The organism is Dietzia sp. PP-33, from assembly GCF_033790845.1.
Lineage (GTDB): Bacteria > Actinomycetota > Actinomycetes > Mycobacteriales > Mycobacteriaceae > Dietzia.
Genome location: NZ_JAMYEI010000001.1, coordinates 1 through 17387, shown reverse-complemented (window position 1 = coordinate 17387; position 17387 = coordinate 1). Strand labels below are relative to the sequence as shown.

Sequence of the window (17387 nt, the reverse complement as noted above, 5' to 3'; positions counted from 1 at the left end):
TCACCGGGGCTTTTCTGTCGGGCTGACAGGATTCGAACCTGCGACCCCTTGACCCCCAGTCAAGTGCGCTACCAAGCTGCGCCACAGCCCGCCCGCCACCGCTCGCGCGGCGACTGGATCAGACTAGCGCACGCCCGTCGGCGCACTCCAATCGGCAGGTCACTTGCGCTGCCGGCGCTCCTTGACGCGCACGTTCACGCGCACGGGAGAGCCGTCGAAGCCGAAGGTCTCGCGCAGGCGCCGCTCGAGGAATCGCCGGTATCCGGCCTCCAGGAATCCGGTGGAGAAGAACACGAACGTGGGGGGCCTCGTGGTGGCCTGGGTGCAGAAGCGGATCCGCGGCAGCTTCCCGCCGCGCATCGGCGGCGGGGTGGCGGCCACGACCTCGCTCATCCAGGTGTTGAGCGGACCGGTGGGGATGCGCTTGTCCCACGAGTCGAGTGCGCCCTCCATCGCCGGCACCAGCTTGGCCAGGGCGCGGCCCGTGGTGGCGGAGATGTTCACCCGGTACGCCCAGGTGAGGATCTTGGACAGCTCCCGGTCGATCTCCTTGTCCAGGTCGTACCTGCGGTCCTCGTCCACCAGGTCCCACTTGTTGAAGGCGATCACCAGTGCCCGACCGGCGTCGGCGACCATGGAGATGACCCGCAGGTCCTGCTCCGTGATCGGTTCGGAGGCGTCCAGCAGCAGCACCACCACCTCGGCGGCCTCGATGGCCCCCCGGGTACGGAGAGAGGCGTAGTACTCGTGCCCGTACGCCTGGTTGACCTTCCGCCGTAGACCGGCGGTGTCCACGAAGCGCCAAGTCTTGCCACCGAGCTCGACGAGCGAGTCCACGGGGTCGACGGTGGTACCGGCGACGTTGTCGACCACCGACCGCTCCTCCCCCGTGAGCTTGTTGAGCAGGCTCGACTTGCCGACGTTGGGCTTGCCGACCAGCGCCACGCGTCGGGGGGCGTTGGTCGTCTCGCGCATCCGGGCCTTGGTGGGCAACCGGTCCAGGACCTCGTCGAGCAGGTCGGCCGTACCGCGGCCGTGGGCGGCCGAGATGGCGTAGGGCTGGTCCAGACCCAGCCCCCAGAACTCGGCCGACTGCAGTTCCGCCTTCTCGCTGTCCACCTTGTTGACCGCCAGGATCACGGGCGTGCCCGAGCGGCGCAGGCTCTTGGCCACCGTCTCGTCCGCGGAGGTGATGCCCACGTTCCCGTCGCACACCAGGACGATGAGGTCGGCGGTGCCCATGGCGATCTCCGCCTGCTGCGCGATGGAGCGGTGCATGCCCTTGGCGTCCTGCTCCCATCCACCGGTGTCCTGCACCATGAAGGTCCGGCCGTTCCACAGGGCTTCGTAGGACACGCGGTCCCGGGTCACGCCGGGGACGTCCTCCACGACGGCCTCGCGGCGACCGATGATCCGGTTGACCAGTGTGGACTTGCCCACGTTGGGGCGTCCCACGATCGCGACGGTCGGCAGGATCTCCACCCCGTCGACCTCGGCGCCGATCTCCTCGGCCCATTCCTCGGCCACGGCGTCCCAGTCCGTGTCGTCGTTCCAGGCGTCCTCGACGGTCTCCTCGACGGGGCCCGTGGGTAGATCGAAGTCCTCGTTGCTGGTCACTGTGCGTTCCCTTCTGCGGCGTCGTTGTGCGACGCGTCGGCGCCCTCTGCGAGTGCGACCAACCGGTCGAGCACCTCGTCGAGGGTGAGATCTGAGGTGTCGATGACGACCGCGTCATCAGCGGGCCGGAGCGGGCTCGCGGCGCGGGTGGAGTCCTTGCGGTCACGCTCGATCACGGCCGCCAGCACCTCGTCATAGTCGGCGGCGCGTCCGGCCGCCACGTCCTGTTCGGTGCGACGACGAGCCCGGACCTCCGGACTCGCGGTGAGGTAGATCTTCACCTCGGCGTCGGGCAGCACCACGGTGCCGATGTCCCGGCCCTCGAGGACCACGGCGCCGCCGCCGGACGCCAGACGTCGCTGCAGTTCGACGAGGTTGGCCCGTACCTCCGGTACGGCGGAGACCGCGGACACGCCCGCGGTGACCCGTGCCGTGCGGATCTCCTCACTCACGTCCTCACCGTCCAGCAGGATCCGCTCGGAGCCGGCGTCAGTGCCGATCTCGAGGGGCAGGTCGGCGGAGGCGGCGATCACCGCGGCCGAGTCGTCCGGGTCGATGCCCGCGCGCATGACCCGGAGGGTCGCGACCCGGTACATCGCACCGGTGTCGAGGTAGGCGCCCCCGATGCGGGCGGCGAGGGTGCGGGCGAGGGTGGACTTACCGGTGCCGGCGGGGCCGTCGATAGCGATCCGGAGCCGGGGGGCGCTGGTGGACCCGGTCGGCGCGTTCACAGGCCCACCGCCCCGTAGAGGTCCGAGACCTCTTTGCGGTTGAGCTTGCGGAAGCTCCCCGCGCGCTGGTCGCCCAGTGCGACGGCGCCGAAGCGGATCCGGACCAGCGACTCGACGGGGTGGCCGACCTCGTCGAGCAACCGCCTGACGATGTGCTTGCGGCCCTCGTGGAGGACGACCTTGACCAGCGACCGTCCCTCGTGGACGTCGACGATCGAGAACTGGTCGACCTTTGCCGGTCCGTCCTCGAGTTCGACCCCGTCACGCAGCGTCCTGCCCACTCCCTTGCCGACGACACCGGTCACGGTGGCCATGTAGGTCTTGGACACCTCGTAGGACGGGTGCATCAGTCGGTGCGAGAGCTCGCCGTCGTTGGTCACCAGCAGCAACCCCTCGGTGTCGGCGTCCAGGCGACCCACGTGGAACAGCCGCTGACCGGCGTCGACACGGTCGGCCACCAGGTCTCCCACGCAGGGCCGGCCCATGTCGTCGGACATGGTGGTGTGGTACCCCCGGGGCTTGTTCAGTGCCAGGTAGACCAGGTCGTCGTCGAGCACGATCCGGGTACCGTCCACCCGGATCACGGCGGTGGAGGGATCGACCTTGACGCCCATCTCGCGCACGGTCTTCCCGTTGACCTCCACCCGCCCGCGGGCGATGAGGTCCTCCGAGGCCCTGCGGGAGGCGATCCCGGCCTGGGCCAGGATCTTCTGGAGGCGGACCGGTGCGCCGTCTCGGCCAGCGGACTCGTTCATGAATTCGTCACATCTCTTCGGTGTCGTGTTCGGGGATCGGGCCGGGCGCAGCTTTCCTGCGCCTGCCCAGAGGTATCCGCGGGTCCTCCGCGGGATCGTCGCTCATCTCGTCGACCAGGTCGACATCCGGCAACAACGGGGCGATGTCCGGGAGCTCGTCGAGCGAGACCAGACCCAATCTTTCCAGAAATAGCTCTGTGGTCCTATACAGGATGCCCCCGGTGTCCGTGTCGGTGCCGCATTCCACGGCCAACCCGCGGGCCACGAGGGTGCGCATGACCCCGTCCACGTTGACTCCGCGGACCGCCGCGACGCGCGATCTGGTGACCGGTTGGCGGTAGGCGATCACGGCGAGGGTCTCCAGCGCGGCACGGGTGAGCGTCGACCGGGTGCCGTCGGTGAGGAGCCGCTCGACGTACGGGGCCAGCTCTCGACGGGTGTAGAGACGCCACCCCTCGTCCGTACGCCTCAGGTCGATTCCGCTTCCCACCGCCGTGAGGTCGTCCCGCCACGCCCGCAGCTCGGCGGCAACCTCCGCGGGTGTCGACTCCGCCGCCGAGGCCAGCGCCCCCTCAGCCGTCGGCTGGTCTACCACCAGCAGCAGCGCCTCGAGTCGGGCCCGCAACGGCGGTGCACCGATTCCGCGGAGCTCGTCGTCGTCATCCCCGGACGGTTCCATCCCGCCGGGGCCGGTGTCCTGACTCATGTCCACTCATCCCTTCCGCGTGTCACCTCGGCGGCGTCCCCACCGGTCCAGCTCACCAACAGGTCGCCGAGCGCCTCGTCCTGGGCGAGCGCCACGGCGCGCGCCCGGTACAACTCCAACAGGGCGAGGAACCTGGCGACGACGACGAGGGAGTCGCCGCAGCCCGAGACCAGTTCGCGGAAGTCCACCCATTCGCCCCGGCCCCGGAACCGCAGCAACTCCAGGACCCGGCCGGCCTGCTCGGGGACCGACACGGCCGCCGTGTGGATGTGCGAGACCCCCACCTCCTCGACCGGCCGGGGCCGGAACGCCACTGCGGCGATGGTGGCGAACTGCTCGGTGTCCACACCGAGCTCCACCTCGGGCAGCAGGTCGAGGAACTCGTCGTCCGGCCCCGCCGTCCGCGGAAACGAGTGGCGGGCGGTCCTGTCGAGCTCGGCGAACAGTTCGGCGACCTGACGGAACGCCCGGAACTGCAGGAGCCGAGCGAACAGCATGTCCCTGGCCTGCAGCAACGCCAGGTCCTCGGGGTCCTGCACCTCCCCGGACGGCACGAGCCGCGCGGTCTTGAGATCGAGCAGGGTGGCCGCCACCACCAGGAACTCGGTGACCTCCTCGAGACCGGCCTCCCGCCCCAGTTCGCGGGCATGGGCGATGAACTCGTCGGTCACCGCGTGGATCGCCACCTCGGTCACGTCCAGGCGCCGCGAGTCGATGAGTTTGAGGAGCAGGTCGAACGGGCCGGTGAAATTGGTCAGATGAACCGTGAAGGCGCGCGGACCCTCGACCTCGGAGACGCCGTCCCCGGCAGGGGGCTCGGAGGCACCGCCCCCGTCACTGGGTTCGACCCCGGTCACCGGTTCGATCACCGACCGCGCTGGATGACCTCGCGAGCCAGTGCCCGGTAGGCCTGCGCACCCGCCGATCTGGGCGCCCACGTGGTGATGGGCTCCCCGGCGACGGTGGTCTCGGGGAACCGGACCGTGCGGGTGACGAGGGTGTCGAAGACCTGGTCTCCGAACACCTCGACGACCCGGCCGAGGACGTCGCGGGCGTGCACGGTCCGACGGTCGAACATGGTGATGAGAATGCCGGTCAGGTGCAGACGGGGGTTGATCCGGTCACGGACCTTGTCGATGGTGTCGGTCAACAGAGCGAGCCCCCGCAGGGAGAAGTACTCGCACTCCATCGGGATCAACACGCCGTCAGAGCAGGCCAGGGCATTAACGGTGAGCAGGCCCAGCGACGGCTGGCAGTCGATCAGCACGTAGTCGTAGCGATCGAGAACCGGGTACAGCGCGCGGCCCAGCGCCTGTTCGCGACCCACCTCGTTGACCAGCTGGATCTCCGCGGCGGACAGGTCGATGTTGGCGGGGATGAGGTCCACACCCTCCACCCGGGTCCTGACCAGGACCTCCTCGGTGGACACCGTGGTGTCCACCAGGAGGTTGTAGACGGTCAGGTCGAGCTGGTGATGCGGGATGCCCAGCCCCGCCGACAGCGCACCCTGGGGGTCGAGGTCCACCAACAGCACCCGGCGGCCGTACTCCGCGAGGGCGGCTGCCAGGTTGATCGTGCTGGTGGTCTTGCCGACGCCGCCCTTCTGGTTGCACATCGAGACGACCATGGCGGGGCCGTGGGAGGTCAACGGCTGTGGCTCGGGGATCGCGGAGAAGCCCTCCCCGGCCGCCGGGTCGTCGGCTCCCAGCAGCTCCGCGCGGGAGAACAGTGCGGGATCCATCGCCCCAGTGTCCTGCGTCACCCGCGTCTCCTCTCGCTGCGTTCCCCGCTGTGTTCCTCGCCGTGTCCACCCGCTCGGACCGTAACCCCGGCCACGTTACCGTGCCCGGGGGTGACACTCGGCCCAGACCTCGCGGAGCGTGTCGACGGTGACGAGGGTGTACACCTGCGTCGTGGTGACCGAGGCGTGGCCCAGCAGCTCCTGGACCACGCGGATATCGGCCCCGCCGTCGAGGAGATGGGTGGCGAAGGAGTGGCGGAAGGAGTGTGGCGAGATGTCGGACTCCACACCGGCCCTCCCCGCGGCCGCACCCACCACGGTCCACAGGGTCTGCCGGGATACCCGCCCCCCACGGGTGTTGAGGAACAGTGCCGGCCCCCCTCTGACGGCCAGCGCGGGCCTCGCACGCACCAGGTACGCGCCGACGGCGTCACAGGCGGGGCCCCCGACCGGGACCAGGCGTTCCTTCCCGCCCTTCCCGCGCAGGATCACCGTGCCGCCGCCGGGGTTGTCGAGACCGTCGAGATCGTCCACGTCCAGGCCCACGAGCTCGGCCGCGCGCGCCCCCGTGGCGTACAACAACTCGAGCATCGCCCGGTCCCGCAACCTGGCGGGCTCGGTATCCAGTTCGGTGCCCCCGGAGGCCTCGATCACCGCGATGATCCGATCCACCGGTAGCGCCTTGGGCAGCCGCCGAGGCGGACGGGGAGGGGTCACCGATGCCGCGGCGTCGACGCGGGTCAGCCCGTCCCGGGTGGAGAACCTGTGCAGCCCACGTACCGCGGCCAGTGCACGGGCCACCGAGCTGGGTGCCAGCGCCCGTCTGCCGACCTCCGGGTCGGCGGTGGCCAGCCGGGCGCGGAACTGCTCGACGTGCCCCTCCGTCACCGCCTCGAGGTCGCCGACACCCGACTCCGCCAGGAACTGCCGGTACTTCTCCAGATCACGCCGGTAGGCGGACAGGGTGTGCGCGGAGGCCCCCTGTTCGACGGCGAGGTGGTCGAGATATCCGCGGATCTGGATCGCGGCCACGCCCGCGGACGTCATCGCGGTGCGCCCGGCGTCAGTGCCCGGCGATCGACGCGCGAGCGGCGAGGATCCCGGCCACCGCGATGCCGTTGACTATCCGGCCGTCCAGGACCGCGTCCACAGCCTCGGCGAACGGCATCCGCGCGACCTCCATGTCTGCCTCCTCGTGCTCCGCCTCCGGCCGGCCGACCTCGCGGAGGTCCGTGGCCAGGAACACGTGGACGCGTTCGGTACAGAAGCCCGGGGACGGCACGATCGAGATCACCGGTTGCCAGGACCGCGCCTCGAGCCCGGTCTCCTCCATCAACTCGCGACGCGCCGACTCCAGCGGTTCCTCGCCCTCCACGTCACACAGTCCGGCCGGGAGCTCCCAGAGCCGCTCCCCCACGGCGTGGCGGTACTGCCGGACAAGGGTGATCCGGTCCCGCTCGTCGAGCGCGATCACCGCGACCGCGTCGTCGTGGCCGCAGATCTCCCGCTCGGCCGTGCCACCGCCGGGCATGGTGAGGGTGTCCACGCGCAGCCGCACCACTCTCCCGTCGAAGATGGCCCGACTGCCGACGGTCCGGTAGTCGTGCGACCCGGGGACTCCGGGGCCCGCCACCTCGCTCAGCTCCCGTCCGAGCGCACGTCGGACGTCAACTCCGCGTCGGGCCCGCCCGCCCGCCCGCACGGTCGAGGTCTTGGCGTCCGGGGCGGCGATGGTCGCCCCGGCGGACTCCCCCGCCTGGTCACCCGACTGGTCGGCACGCCACGGCTCGACCGGGAGCCGCATCTCGTTCTCGTAGTCCAGCGCGGCCTTGATGAACGCGACGAACAGCGGGTGGGGGCGGGTCGGCCGGGACTTGTACTCCGGGTGCGCCTGGGTGGCCACGAAGAAGGGGTGCTGCTCCCGCGGGTACTCGACGAACTCCACCAGGTGGCCGTCGGGAGAGGTCCCCGAGAAACGCAGACCGGACTCGGCGACCTTGTCGCGGTAGGCGTTGTTGACCTCGAACCGGTGGCGGTGCCGCTCCGAGATCTCGGTGGCGCCGTACGCCTCGGCCACGAGCGATCCCTTGGTGAGGACCGCCGGGTAGGCGCCCAGACGCATCGTGCCGCCCAGATCGGCCTTGCCGGCCACGGCGTCGACCTGGTCCGCCATCGTGGAGATCACCGGATACTCGGTGTCCGGCTCGAACTCGCTGGACGAGGCACCGGTAAGACCGACCGAGCGGGCCGCCTCGATCACCGAACACTGCAGACCCAGGCACAGCCCGAGCAGCGGGATGCGGTTCTTGCGCGACCACGAGACGGCGCCCAACTTGCCCTCGATGCCACGGATGCCGAAGCCGCCGGGGATCAGCATGCCGTCGACACCCCGCAGGGCCTCTCGTGCCCCGGCCTCGGTGGCGCACGCGTCCGACTCCACCCACCGGATGTTGACCCGTGCGCGGTGGGCGAATCCTCCGGCCCGCAGCGCCTCCGTCACCGACAGGTACGCGTCGGGCAGGTCGATGTACTTGCCCACCAGGGCGATCTCGACCTCCTCACGCGGCTCGTGGACGCGCCCCAGCAGGTCACCCCACACGGTCCAGTCGACGTCCCGGAACGGGAGGTTGAGCTTGCGGACCACGTGCGTATCCAGGTGCTCGTTGAACAAGACCTTGGGGATGTCGTAGATGCTCGGCGCGTCCGGCGTCGAGACGACCCCCTCGAGGTCGACGTCACACATCAGCGCGATCTTGGCCTTGAGCCCGTCGGGGACCTCCCGGTCGCACCGCAGGATCAACCCGTCGGGAACGATGCCGATCGACCGCAGCGCCGCGACCGAGTGCTGGGTCGGCTTGGTCTTGAGCTCGCCCGACGGGGCGAGGTAGGGCACCAGCGAGACGTGCAGGAAGAAGATGTTCTCGCGGCCGACCTCGTGGCGCACCTGCCGGCAGGCCTCGAGGAAGGGCTGGGACTCGATGTCGCCGACGGTGCCACCGACCTCGGTGATCACCACATCGGGTCGGCGGCCCTCGTCGTCCGGGGCACCCATCGCGATGATGCGTTCCTTGATCGCGTCCGTGATGTGCGGGATCACCTGGACCGTGTCGCCGAGGTACTCGCCGCGCCGCTCCTTCGCGATCACCGCCGAGTAGACCTGCCCGGTCGTCACGTTGGCGTTGGCGCTCAGGTCGCGGTCGAGGAAGCGCTCGTAGTGGCCCAGGTCCAGATCGGCCTCCGCACCGTCCTCGGTGACGAACACCTCCCCGTGCTGGAACGGGTTCATCGTCCCCGGGTCGACATTGATGTACGGGTCCAGCTTCTGCATGGTCACGCGGAGTCCGCGGGACGTCAGGAGTTGCCCCAGGCTGGAGGCCGTGAGCCCCTTGCCCAGCGACGACGCCACGCCACCGGTGACGAAGATGTGCTTGGTCGCGGACCGCGACGTGGCTCGGTTCAGTGCCAAGGGGACTCCCGTGTCCATACGCCGGAATGGATGAATGCTGGTGTGGCTCCGGTGCACCCCACGGGGCTTCAGGCTATCACCGAGCCGGCGCAGAGGGGAGCGACGGCACCGCTGCGGTCGCATCCGGCCGCAGCCCGTAGTGGCCCTGCTCCCGATCGAGCTGCTGCGCCAACGCCAGTCCTGTCGCCAGACGCCCCGCGTCGGAGCCCACCGAGTCGACGGTCGAGACACCCTCCTCGCCGGAGGAACGCAATACTGTGACCGCGTCGTGGCCCGGTGCGTCCCCGAGTTCGGCGGCCACGACCGATCCCGCACCTTCCCGGTCCAGCGATCGGGCGAACGAGGCCATCCGGAGCGCGGCCGACTCCACCTCGCCCGGGCCGGTGACGACGAGGGCAAGTTGGCCCGGCCGGACGGTGCCGGCCTCGAACTCCACGATGTCCGCGTCGGCCAGGGTGGTGAGCACGGTCTCGCGGTCGTCGTCGTCCAGGTGGGGCTCGGCGTCCTCGGTGCGCAGCAGCGCCGCGCGACCGATCGCGGTCCCCAGCTGGGTGCCGATGTCCGCGTCTGCCGCGGGCGCCTCACCGATCGGGAGATTGGCCACGAGGGCCTCCAGCTCCGCGTCGGCCTCCGGGTCCACGGCCTTGTCCGTGAGCCTCACCCGGCCCGCGGCGATGCCGCCGGCGGCACCGATGACGTCGACAACCGCGGTCACGTCGTCGTCGGACGCTCCCGGCGCCACCACGACCAGCACCGGTCGTCCTTCGAGTCGGCCGTCCAGGGCGACCGGGCTGAGCTCGCCCGCCATGACCTGGAGCCGGTCGACGGAGAGTCGTTGCGCGGCCAGGTCGTCCCGGGTCGTCTCGAGTCGCGCCGCCGTCGTCTCCTCGTTGTCGACCACCGCGTCCCGGATCGACGTCGCCACGGACGTCGATCCCAGGACCACCCCCACCGCGAGGGCGAGGAACACGGCGACCAGCGTCAGGACGTGGCGACGCAGGGAGATCAACGGACGAGCCCCTGGACCCAGAGGGCGAAGGTGTTCCAGGCCTCGATGGCCCAGATGAGCAGGTCCTGGGCGGAATCCCGGGCCACCACCACGGCGGCCACCGCGATGAGTGCGGCGAGCACCACGAGGGCCAGCCCGATCCCCGTGCCACGCGACCGGTACAGCGTGGAGCACGCATCGGCGTGGACGAGTCGCGACGACACGGCCGTGTCGACCATCGTCGACGACGGCGCGGAGGAGGGCGCGAAGACGTTCTCGAGTCCGCGATCATCGCCGGTCACGACGATCATCTCTGCTCCCCCGTGGAAAGCCAGCAGCAGTGCCATGTCGCGCGCGGTCGCCGCGGCCGGGAACGTGGTGGCGCCCACCCCGAGGTCGGTGACACGTTCGAGCCCCTCGGCCCTGCCGTCGCGGTCGGCGGGGAGGACGAGGACCGCACCGTCGGTGAGCGCCTCGTCGGAGACCTCTGTGGGGGTGGCCACCACTACGTCCGCGGAGAACCTCGACTCGCGCAGCAGGTCGGCGCCGCCACCCACGCCGACCAGGAGCGGTCGGTATTCCTTGATGAACGGCTTCAGCCCGGCGAGCTGGGCTTCCGACGAGGGATCCCCGGTCACCACCACCACGTGGCGGTCCGTGAACGCGACGTCGATATCCGGCAGCCCCTCACCGTCCAGGAGCAGCCGGTGCTCCAGGCTCAGGAACTCCGTGGCGTTGGCCAGGTGCGCCAACGCGGACTCGACGTATCCGGCCTCCGCCGCGTCGACCTCGGTCAGGATCGTCGTGGGACCGGCCTCGCGACCGGAGGCGAGCCGGTCCTCGTTCTTGACGGAGTACACGACCCCCTCGTCGATGCGGACCCGGGTCCCGTCCTCGATCTCAGCGAGATCCGCGTCCTCGATGACCGGGATCGTCGACGCGGCCAGGATCCGGAACGCGGCGCGGGGCAGCATCTCCTCGCCGGACCGCGGTACGTGGACGACCGCGGCGACCGCGGCGTCGACGACGGCGCGCGCCGTGGCGGCCGGCGTCCGGTTGAGGTCGAGCACGGCGACGTCCTTGGCACCGAGCTTCCTGGGGACCGGCGACCCGGCCCGGATCTGGCGGACGGTGCCGACCACACCGGCGAGGTCGTTGGAGCGGCGATTGAGGAGACCCGACATCTTCATGTGCCCGAGTATCACGCGTGTGATTCTAGTGACGAGGGAGGTCGAGTCGGCGTGTCGGATTAACGGTCGAGTTGAGCTTGAGACTTTTCCGCCTGCGCCATGGCGAGGAGCTCCTCGGCGTGGGCCAAGCCGGTGTCGGTGTCCTCCATACCCGCGAGCATCCTCGCCAGTTCGGTCACCCGGTCCGCGTCGTCGACAGACCGCACGCCCGACACCACGGAGTCCCCACCGGAGGAATCCGCGTCCTTGTGCACCACGAGGTGGGTGTCCGCGTACGCGGCGACCTGGGCGAGGTGCGTCACCGCGATCACCTGGTGTGTCCTGGCAAGGCCGGCCAGCCTCTTGCCGATGCTCAGGGCCGCGCGACCACCGACCCCCGCATCGACCTCGTCGAACACCAGGGTCCCGCCTCCGGACCGCTCTGCCAGGACCACCTCCAGCGCCAACATCACCCTGGACAGCTCACCCCCGGAGGCGCCTCTGCCCAACGGGACCACACCAGACGGCCCGTCGAGGGCGAGTTCGACCTCGTCCAGGCCCGACTCCGTCGCGGCGGCGAGGCCGTCTCCGGACGGGGAGACTCCGACCACGAACCCGGCGCCGCCCATGGACAGCTCTGCCAGTTCCGCGGTGACCCGTCGCGCCAGGTCCTCCCCGGCGGCTCTGCGGACCGCCGTGAGGTCCGCACCCCGCTCCGTGAGCTCGCCGGCGAGCCTGTCGACCGTGGCCGTCAGCTCTGCCACCGCGGCGTCGGACGTGTCGACCTCCGACAGGCGGATCCGCGCCTTCTCGGCCCACTCGATCACATCGTCCACATCGGTGCCGTATTTGCGGGTGAGCGCCTTGAGGTCATGGCGTCTCTCCAGTGCGGAGTCGAGATCCGCGGCGTCCTCGGGCAGCTCGGCCAGGTACAGACCGAGTTCGGTCGCGGCGTCCCCGAGGGCCGCGACCGCCTGGTCGATGCTGGTCGCGATGGGATCCAGCGCCGGGTCACCCGCGCCGGCCAGACGCTGCCGGAGATGGTCCAGGACGTTGACGACCGGCTCCGTCGACTCCCCCTCCCCCGTCAACGTCTCGTGGGCCTGCCCGGCCACCTCACGCAACTCCTCCGAGTCGGTGAGGCGACGGATCACGGCGTCGAGCTCGGCCTCCTCGCCCGGCCTGGGGTCGAGGGCGTCGATCTCGTCGAGGCCGTGGCGGAGCAGGTCGGCTTCGCGGGCCAGTTCGCGCGCACGCCCGGTGCGCTCGGCGAGCGACCTCTCGGCCACTCGCCACCGGTGGAAGGTCTCGCGGTACGCCTCCAGGGCCACCCTCGCGGGCTCCCCGCCGTGGGAATCGACCGCCTCGCGTTGCCTGTCGGGCCGCAGCAGGCGGAGCTGATCGTTCTGACCGTGGACGGCGAGCACCGGGGCACAGAACCGGGCCAGCGTGCCGGCGGGAACCGAACGACCGCCCAACCGGGCCCGGGAGCGTCCGTCGGCCCCCACGCGGCGGGCCGCGATCACCGTGCCGTCCTCGTCGAGCTCGGCGTCCGCCTCCTCGAGGAGTGTGTCCAACTGCCGCCTGTCCGCCGAGTCCATCGTGGCGGCGGCCGCCAGGTCGAACCGTCCCTCGATCTCCGCCTTGACGGCCCCGCGTCGGACCCGGCCCGGATCAGCACGCCCCCCGGCGAGGAGCCGGAGCCCGGTGACCACCATGGTCTTGCCCGCACCGGTCTCACCCGTGAGGACCGACAGCCCGGGGGCGAAATCGGCCACGGCCTCGTCGATGACGCCGAGGCCGCTGATCCGAAGTTCCGTGAGCACGCACCCACCCTAGGCCAGTGGACGGACAGCGGACCGTCCGCGCCACCCGGTCACCGGGAGCTCGAACTTCGTCACCAGCCGGTCCGTGAACGGCGAGTCGTCCAGGCGCACCCACTTGACCGGACGTCGGCCGCGCACCACCTCCACGCGACTACCGGCGGGAGCGTTGACGAGCCGACGGCCGTCGAGGACGACCACCGCCGGCCCCGAGCGGGCTCCTGTCTCGACCGCGACCCGCGACGTGGGCGCCACCACCATGGGACGGGCGAAGAGTGCGTGGGCGTTGTTGGGGACCACCAGGATCGCGTCGAGCTCGGGCCAGACGATCGGCCCCCCGGCGGAGAAGGCGTACGCCGTCGATCCCGTCGGGGTCGACACGAGCATGCCGTCGCAGCCGTAGTCGCTCACCGGTCGGCCGTCTATCTCGACGGAGGCCTCGAGGACGCCCTGCCGGGCGACCTTCTCGATACTCACCTCGTTGAGCGCCCAGTCGCGACCGATCACCGTGTCCCCGTGCAGGACGGTGGCCTCGACGGTCATCCGCTCGACGACCCGGTAGTCCCGGTCCGCGATCTGTTCGACCACTCCCCTGAGCGAGGAGATCTCGGACTCGGCGAGGAAGCCGATGTGACCGAGATTGACTCCCAGTACCGGCACGTCGGCGGCGTTGGCGTACTGGCAGGCGCGCAGGAACGTGCCGTCGCCCCCCAGTACCAGGACCAGTTCACACCCCTCGGCGGCCTGCGGGGTGTCCGGCACCGACTCCACGCCGGTCCCGGTCGCGACGTTCTCGCTGGTGTCCGCGAGCATCCTCACCGCGATTCCCCGGGCCGCGCAGGCGTCCACGACCTGGGACACGATGGCGACGATGTCCGGCCGTTCGATGTTGGCTTCGAGCAGGATGCGGCGGGGGCCGCCCACATCAGTCGTGTCGGTCATCTCGGCCCCTCCTCGACGGCGATACGGATGGCGTCCTCCGCCCGGGCCGACAGCTCCACCGGACCTCCCGTCCCCGTCTGACGAAGGTGCAGGAAGAACTCGACGTTGCCGGACGGCCCCGGAAGCGGACTCGCCACGCACCCTCGCGTCTGGACACCCAGGGCGGCCGCGGCCCGCGCGACCCGGGTGACCGCCTCGACCCGGAGTGCGGGGTCACGCACGACACCGCCCTGACCGACCCGCTCGCGTCCCACTTCGAACTGGGGCTTGACCATGGGCAACAGGTCTCCTCCGGTGCGGACGCACGCGGCCAGGGCCGGCAGGACGAGCGGGAGGGAGATGAACGACAGGTCGGAGACCACCAGGTCGACCTCGCCCCCGATGTCCTCCGGGGTCAGCGAACGGACGTTGGTCTTGTCGTGGACTCCCACACGCTCATCGCTGCGCAGGCGCCACACGAGTTGTCCGTAACCCACGTCCGCGGCCTCCACCCGGGCCGCTCCCCGCGAGAGCAGGACGTCGGTGAAGCCGCCCGTGGATGCGCCGGCGTCGAGGCAGCGGGCGCCCTCGACCGTCACGTCGCCGAACGCGTCCAGGGCCCCGAGGAGTTTGTGGGCGCCCCGGGAGGCCCAGTCGGGCTCCGCCGAGGCCGCGACCGCGATCGAGGTGGTGGGTTCGACCTGGGTCGCCGGTTTGCTGGCCGCGACACCGTTGACGATCACCCGACCCGAGCCGATGAGGTCCTGGGCCCGCTCACGGCTGTCACACATCCTGCGACGCACCAGTTCGGCGTCCAGGCGCCTGCGGGAGACCGCCATCAGCGGGCGGAGTCCAGGGCCGAGAGCGCCCCGGCCAGCAACTCGTGGGCGGCGTCCAGGGCCTCCACCTGGTCGTCGCGGACCGTCCCGTCGCCGTCGCCATCGCCCTCGCCATCGGTCGAGGTCGGCCCGATCGAGTCGGCGAGGAGATCGTCGAACGCCGAACGTAGTTCGGCGAGGTCCGGGCCCGCGGGCCCGGGCAGCGGTGTCGATCCGGGGGTACTCACGACCTCCACGCTAGCCCACGACGAGCCCGGCCTCGACGAGCCTCGACCGAGCAGCGGGTCCGGGATCCCCGATCGTGCCGACCCCGTGCCGCCATGCCTGACGGATGACGACGCGCGCGAGATCGACTCCGTGGAGCGCATCCGGGATCGCGCCCAGGTGCAGGACCCCGTCCAGCACCCTCGATTCGAGATCAGGGGCCGAGGTGATGTGGCTGCGCTCGGCCGGAAGGGCGAGTGCGGACAGGTCCCGGGCCAGGTGAGTGGCCCGGCGATGCTCGGGTGCGGCCAGCAGATCCGCGGTCCCGTGGACCCCTGTGAGCACCATGAGCGCGGGCATACCGGCGGCCACCGCGCCCTCGATATCGGTGTCGAGGCGGTCGCCCACCACCAAGGGACGCTTCGCGCCGACGAGGTCCGCGGCCGCTCTGAGCACTCCGGCTGCCGGCTTCCCGGCGACGACGGGGTCGCGGTCCGTGGCGGCGCGCAGCGCCGCCACGAGGGATCCGTTGCCCGGCAGCAGGCCCCGCTCCGTGGGGAGGGTCGTATCGGTGTTGGAGGCCACCCAGGGGACTCCCTGCCGGATGGCCAGGCACCCTTCGGCGAGGTCACCCCAGGTCAACTGCCGGGACAGCCCCTGGAGGACCGCCTCCGGACGGTCATCGGCAGAGAGGACGACCTCGTAGCCCGCCTCCCGTGCCAGGTCTCGGAAACTGTCGTGGCCCACGACGAGCACCTTCGCGCCCGGCGCCACGTGGTCGCTGAGCATCACCACGGCGGCCTGTGCGCTGGTCATGACATCGCTCGCGCGGGCCGTGAATCCCAGGTCGCGAAGATGCGCCGCGGTGTCCGCGGGAGCCCGGCTGGCGTTGTTGGTCACATAGACCACCGGCAGGCCCGACCGCTCCAGTGCCTCCGCGGCACCCGGGATCGGCTCGGGGCCTCGGATCAGCGTCCCGTCGAGGTCGACGAGCAGGGCGTCGTGGGAGTCCGCCAGGGTTGTGGTCGACACCTGTCCTAGCCCTCGAGCTCGGCCAGACGGGACTCGGCGTCCGTGTTCTGACCCGGGTCCGCGTTCACCGCGTGACCGAACCACGCCGCGGCCTCGTCTCTCCTCCCGGCTGCGAGCAGGACCTCTGCGTAGGCGTAGTCGAGCCGGGCCGCCTCCTCGCCCACGGCGTCCGCGTTCGCCCCGGCGTCCTGCAGCGTCACCAGGGCGGCGTCGAGTTGACCCATGTCCACCCGCGCGCCGGCCTCGACGATGCGGAGTTCGACGAGATCCTCGCCCTCGAGTTGCCGGGATTCCTCCCCACGGGCGAGTTCGATCGCCTTCTGGGGACGCTCGAGACCTCGTTCGCAGTCCGCCATCATCGCCAGAAGTCCGGGACCACCCGAGATACGTCGGGCAGCACGGAGTTCGCCCAGTGCCTCGGACCATTCACCGGCGCGGTAGGCAAGGACCCCCAGGGTCTCGCGAACCACGCCGATCCTTCCGGCCCGGTTCTTGGCGGCGCGCCCGTGGGCCAGCGCCAACTCGGGGTCGTCGTCGACGAAGTACATGGCGGCCACGAGGTGCCGGGCCACGGTGTCGGCGTTCGCCTTGTCGAGTCCGCGAAGATCGCGACGGACCTCCGTGTCGAGGTCAGCGGGCTCGATATCCTCGGGCAGGTCGGGCTCGTCGGCACGGGCGGCCTGTCGGGCGTCCTGCCCCGGCCGACCGGCGGTCCGACGATCGTCACCGGGACGCCCGCCGCCCCGGTGGTCGCCCCGAGAGGCGCCGCCACGACGATCAGCGGGGGCGCCGCTCGAGTCGCCGCGCTCCTGACCGCCACGTTGTCCCCCGGCCCGCCGCCGCTCTCCGGACTCCGGGCCGTCGTACCGTTTGCCGCGACGCTCACCGAATGAGCTGTTGTCCCTGCGGACACCGCCTGAGGCCCGGTCGCCTCGACGGGGTACGTCGCCATCGCCTCGTCGCGGGGTACGATCTGGTTGTTCTGACCGGGATTCGTTCACGACTCTCACCTTACGTGCACCGGAAATCCGGCACTGCGGTTGATGTATGGCACACAAATAAGACCAGCGGGAGGAACGAATGTCCCTCCCGCTGGTCATGAAGTTGTGTTCGGCGGTGTCCTACTCTCCCACACCCTCTCGAGTGCAGTACCATCGGCGCTGGCAGGCTTAGCTTCCGGGTTCGGAATGGGACCGGGCGTTTCCCTGCCGCTATGGCCGCCGTAACTCTGTGAAACAAGGCCCTCACCGCGAAGTGTGTCTCGCGGTATGGGTGTGTTGTTTCAGATACTGCACAGTGGACGCGTAACAATTCTTGGCTTGTTTGTGTGTAAGCCCTCGGCCGATTAGTACCGGTCACCTCCACGCATTGCTGCGCTTCCAGTTCCGGCCTATC

Annotated in this window: 16 protein-coding genes, 1 tRNA gene and 1 rRNA gene; all 18 read right to left on the bottom strand. The window is 70.6% G+C overall.

Annotated elements, in window-relative coordinates:
* Positions 1 to 17 precede the first annotated feature (17 nt).
* The 18 genes from NJE57_RS00095 to rrf all read right to left on the bottom strand — a co-directional run bounded on the left by NJE57_RS00095 (position 18) and on the right by rrf (position 17217).
* A tRNA-Pro gene (locus tag NJE57_RS00095) sits at positions 18 to 91 on the bottom strand.
* Positions 92 to 159: 68 nt separating this feature from the next.
* Positions 160 to 1617 (bottom strand): ribosome biogenesis GTPase Der, encoded by a 1458-nt coding sequence (gene der, locus NJE57_RS00090; RefSeq protein WP_319026350.1) that lies wholly within the window; start codon positions 1615 to 1617, stop codon positions 160 to 162.
* Positions 1614 to 2348: a (d)CMP kinase gene (cmk, locus tag NJE57_RS00085; RefSeq protein ID WP_319026349.1), complete on the bottom strand. Its 735-nt coding sequence runs from the start codon at positions 2346 to 2348 to the stop codon at positions 1614 to 1616. The genes der and cmk overlap by 4 nt, the downstream gene beginning before the upstream one ends.
* A complete protein-coding gene (locus NJE57_RS00080) occupies positions 2345 to 3103 on the bottom strand; it encodes a pseudouridine synthase (protein ID WP_413464331.1) in 759 nt (252 codons plus the stop codon). The genes cmk and NJE57_RS00080 overlap by 4 nt, the downstream gene beginning before the upstream one ends.
* 7 nt (positions 3104 to 3110) lie before the next feature.
* Positions 3111 to 3809: an SMC-Scp complex subunit ScpB gene (gene scpB, locus NJE57_RS00075; protein WP_413464330.1), complete on the bottom strand. Its 699-nt coding sequence runs from the start codon at positions 3807 to 3809 to the stop codon at positions 3111 to 3113.
* Positions 3806 to 4678 carry a segregation and condensation protein A gene (locus NJE57_RS00070; protein WP_319026348.1) on the bottom strand — a complete coding sequence of 291 codons (873 nt, stop codon included), beginning with the start codon at positions 4676 to 4678 and terminating at the stop codon, positions 3806 to 3808. The genes scpB and NJE57_RS00070 overlap by 4 nt, the downstream gene beginning before the upstream one ends.
* A complete protein-coding gene (locus tag NJE57_RS00065; RefSeq protein WP_319027017.1) occupies positions 4675 to 5550 on the bottom strand; it encodes a ParA family protein in 876 nt (291 codons plus the stop codon). Before NJE57_RS00065 ends, NJE57_RS00070 begins: the two co-directional genes overlap by 4 nt.
* A 96-nt stretch (positions 5551 to 5646) precedes the next feature.
* Complete coding sequence (locus NJE57_RS00060) at positions 5647 to 6597, bottom strand: site-specific tyrosine recombinase XerD (RefSeq protein WP_319026347.1); 951 nt, start codon at positions 6595 to 6597, stop codon at positions 5647 to 5649.
* Positions 6598 to 6613: 16 nt separating this feature from the next.
* Positions 6614 to 9034 (bottom strand): CTP synthase, encoded by a 2421-nt coding sequence (locus NJE57_RS00050; RefSeq protein WP_413464329.1) that lies wholly within the window; start codon positions 9032 to 9034, stop codon positions 6614 to 6616.
* 58 nt (positions 9035 to 9092) lie between these two features.
* Entirely contained in the window at positions 9093 to 10025 is a 933-nt protein-coding gene (locus NJE57_RS00045) for a copper transporter (protein ID WP_319026346.1), read from the bottom strand.
* A complete protein-coding gene (gene steA, locus NJE57_RS00040) occupies positions 10022 to 11194 on the bottom strand; it encodes a putative cytokinetic ring protein SteA (protein WP_319026345.1) in 1173 nt (390 codons plus the stop codon). Before steA ends, NJE57_RS00045 begins: the two co-directional genes overlap by 4 nt.
* A 59-nt stretch (positions 11195 to 11253) precedes the next feature.
* Entirely contained in the window at positions 11254 to 12999 is a 1746-nt protein-coding gene (recN, locus tag NJE57_RS00035; protein WP_319026344.1) for a DNA repair protein RecN, read from the bottom strand.
* A gap of 9 nt (positions 13000 to 13008) precedes the next feature.
* Positions 13009 to 13938 carry an NAD kinase gene (locus tag NJE57_RS00030; protein ID WP_319026343.1) on the bottom strand — a complete coding sequence of 310 codons (930 nt, stop codon included), beginning with the start codon at positions 13936 to 13938 and terminating at the stop codon, positions 13009 to 13011.
* Positions 13935 to 14756 (bottom strand): TlyA family RNA methyltransferase, encoded by an 822-nt coding sequence (locus NJE57_RS00025; RefSeq protein ID WP_319026342.1) that lies wholly within the window; start codon positions 14754 to 14756, stop codon positions 13935 to 13937. Before NJE57_RS00025 ends, NJE57_RS00030 begins: the two co-directional genes overlap by 4 nt.
* Positions 14756 to 14983, bottom strand: a complete 228-nt coding sequence (locus NJE57_RS00020) for a hypothetical protein (protein ID WP_319026341.1) — start codon at positions 14981 to 14983, stop codon at positions 14756 to 14758. The genes NJE57_RS00025 and NJE57_RS00020 overlap by 1 nt, the downstream gene beginning before the upstream one ends.
* 10 nt (positions 14984 to 14993) lie before the next feature.
* The gene (locus NJE57_RS00015) at positions 14994 to 15992 is read right to left on the bottom strand and encodes an HAD-IIA family hydrolase (RefSeq protein WP_319026340.1); all 999 of its coding nucleotides are present in this window, start codon (positions 15990 to 15992) and stop codon (positions 14994 to 14996) included.
* Positions 15993 to 15997: 5 nt separating this feature from the next.
* Positions 15998 to 16993, bottom strand: a complete 996-nt coding sequence (locus NJE57_RS00010) for a hypothetical protein (RefSeq protein WP_319026339.1) — start codon at positions 16991 to 16993, stop codon at positions 15998 to 16000.
* Between the two features lie 107 nt (positions 16994 to 17100).
* A 5S ribosomal RNA gene (gene rrf / locus NJE57_RS00005) occupies positions 17101 to 17217 on the bottom strand.
* Between the last annotated feature and the right edge of the window lie 170 nt (positions 17218 to 17387).

Coding starts and splice junctions, on each gene's coding strand:
- NJE57_RS00030 (WP_319026343.1), bottom strand. CDS start 13,938: ATGACCGACACGACTGATGTGGGCGGCCCCCGCCGCATCCTGCTCGAA.
- NJE57_RS00060 (WP_319026347.1), bottom strand. CDS start 6,597: ATGACGTCCGCGGGCGTGGCCGCGATCCAGATCCGCGGATATCTCGAC.
- NJE57_RS00025 (WP_319026342.1), bottom strand. CDS start 14,756: ATGGCGGTCTCCCGCAGGCGCCTGGACGCCGAACTGGTGCGTCGCAGG.
- NJE57_RS00080 (WP_413464331.1), bottom strand. CDS start 3,103: ATGAACGAGTCCGCTGGCCGAGACGGCGCACCGGTCCGCCTCCAGAAG.
- NJE57_RS00050 (WP_413464329.1), bottom strand. CDS start 9,034: ATGGACACGGGAGTCCCCTTGGCACTGAACCGAGCCACGTCGCGGTCC.
- scpB (WP_413464330.1), bottom strand. CDS start 3,809: ATGAGTCAGGACACCGGCCCCGGCGGGATGGAACCGTCCGGGGATGAC.
- steA (WP_319026345.1), bottom strand. CDS start 11,194: ATGAAGATGTCGGGTCTCCTCAATCGCCGCTCCAACGACCTCGCCGGT.
- NJE57_RS00065 (WP_319027017.1), bottom strand. CDS start 5,550: ATGGATCCCGCACTGTTCTCCCGCGCGGAGCTGCTGGGAGCCGACGAC.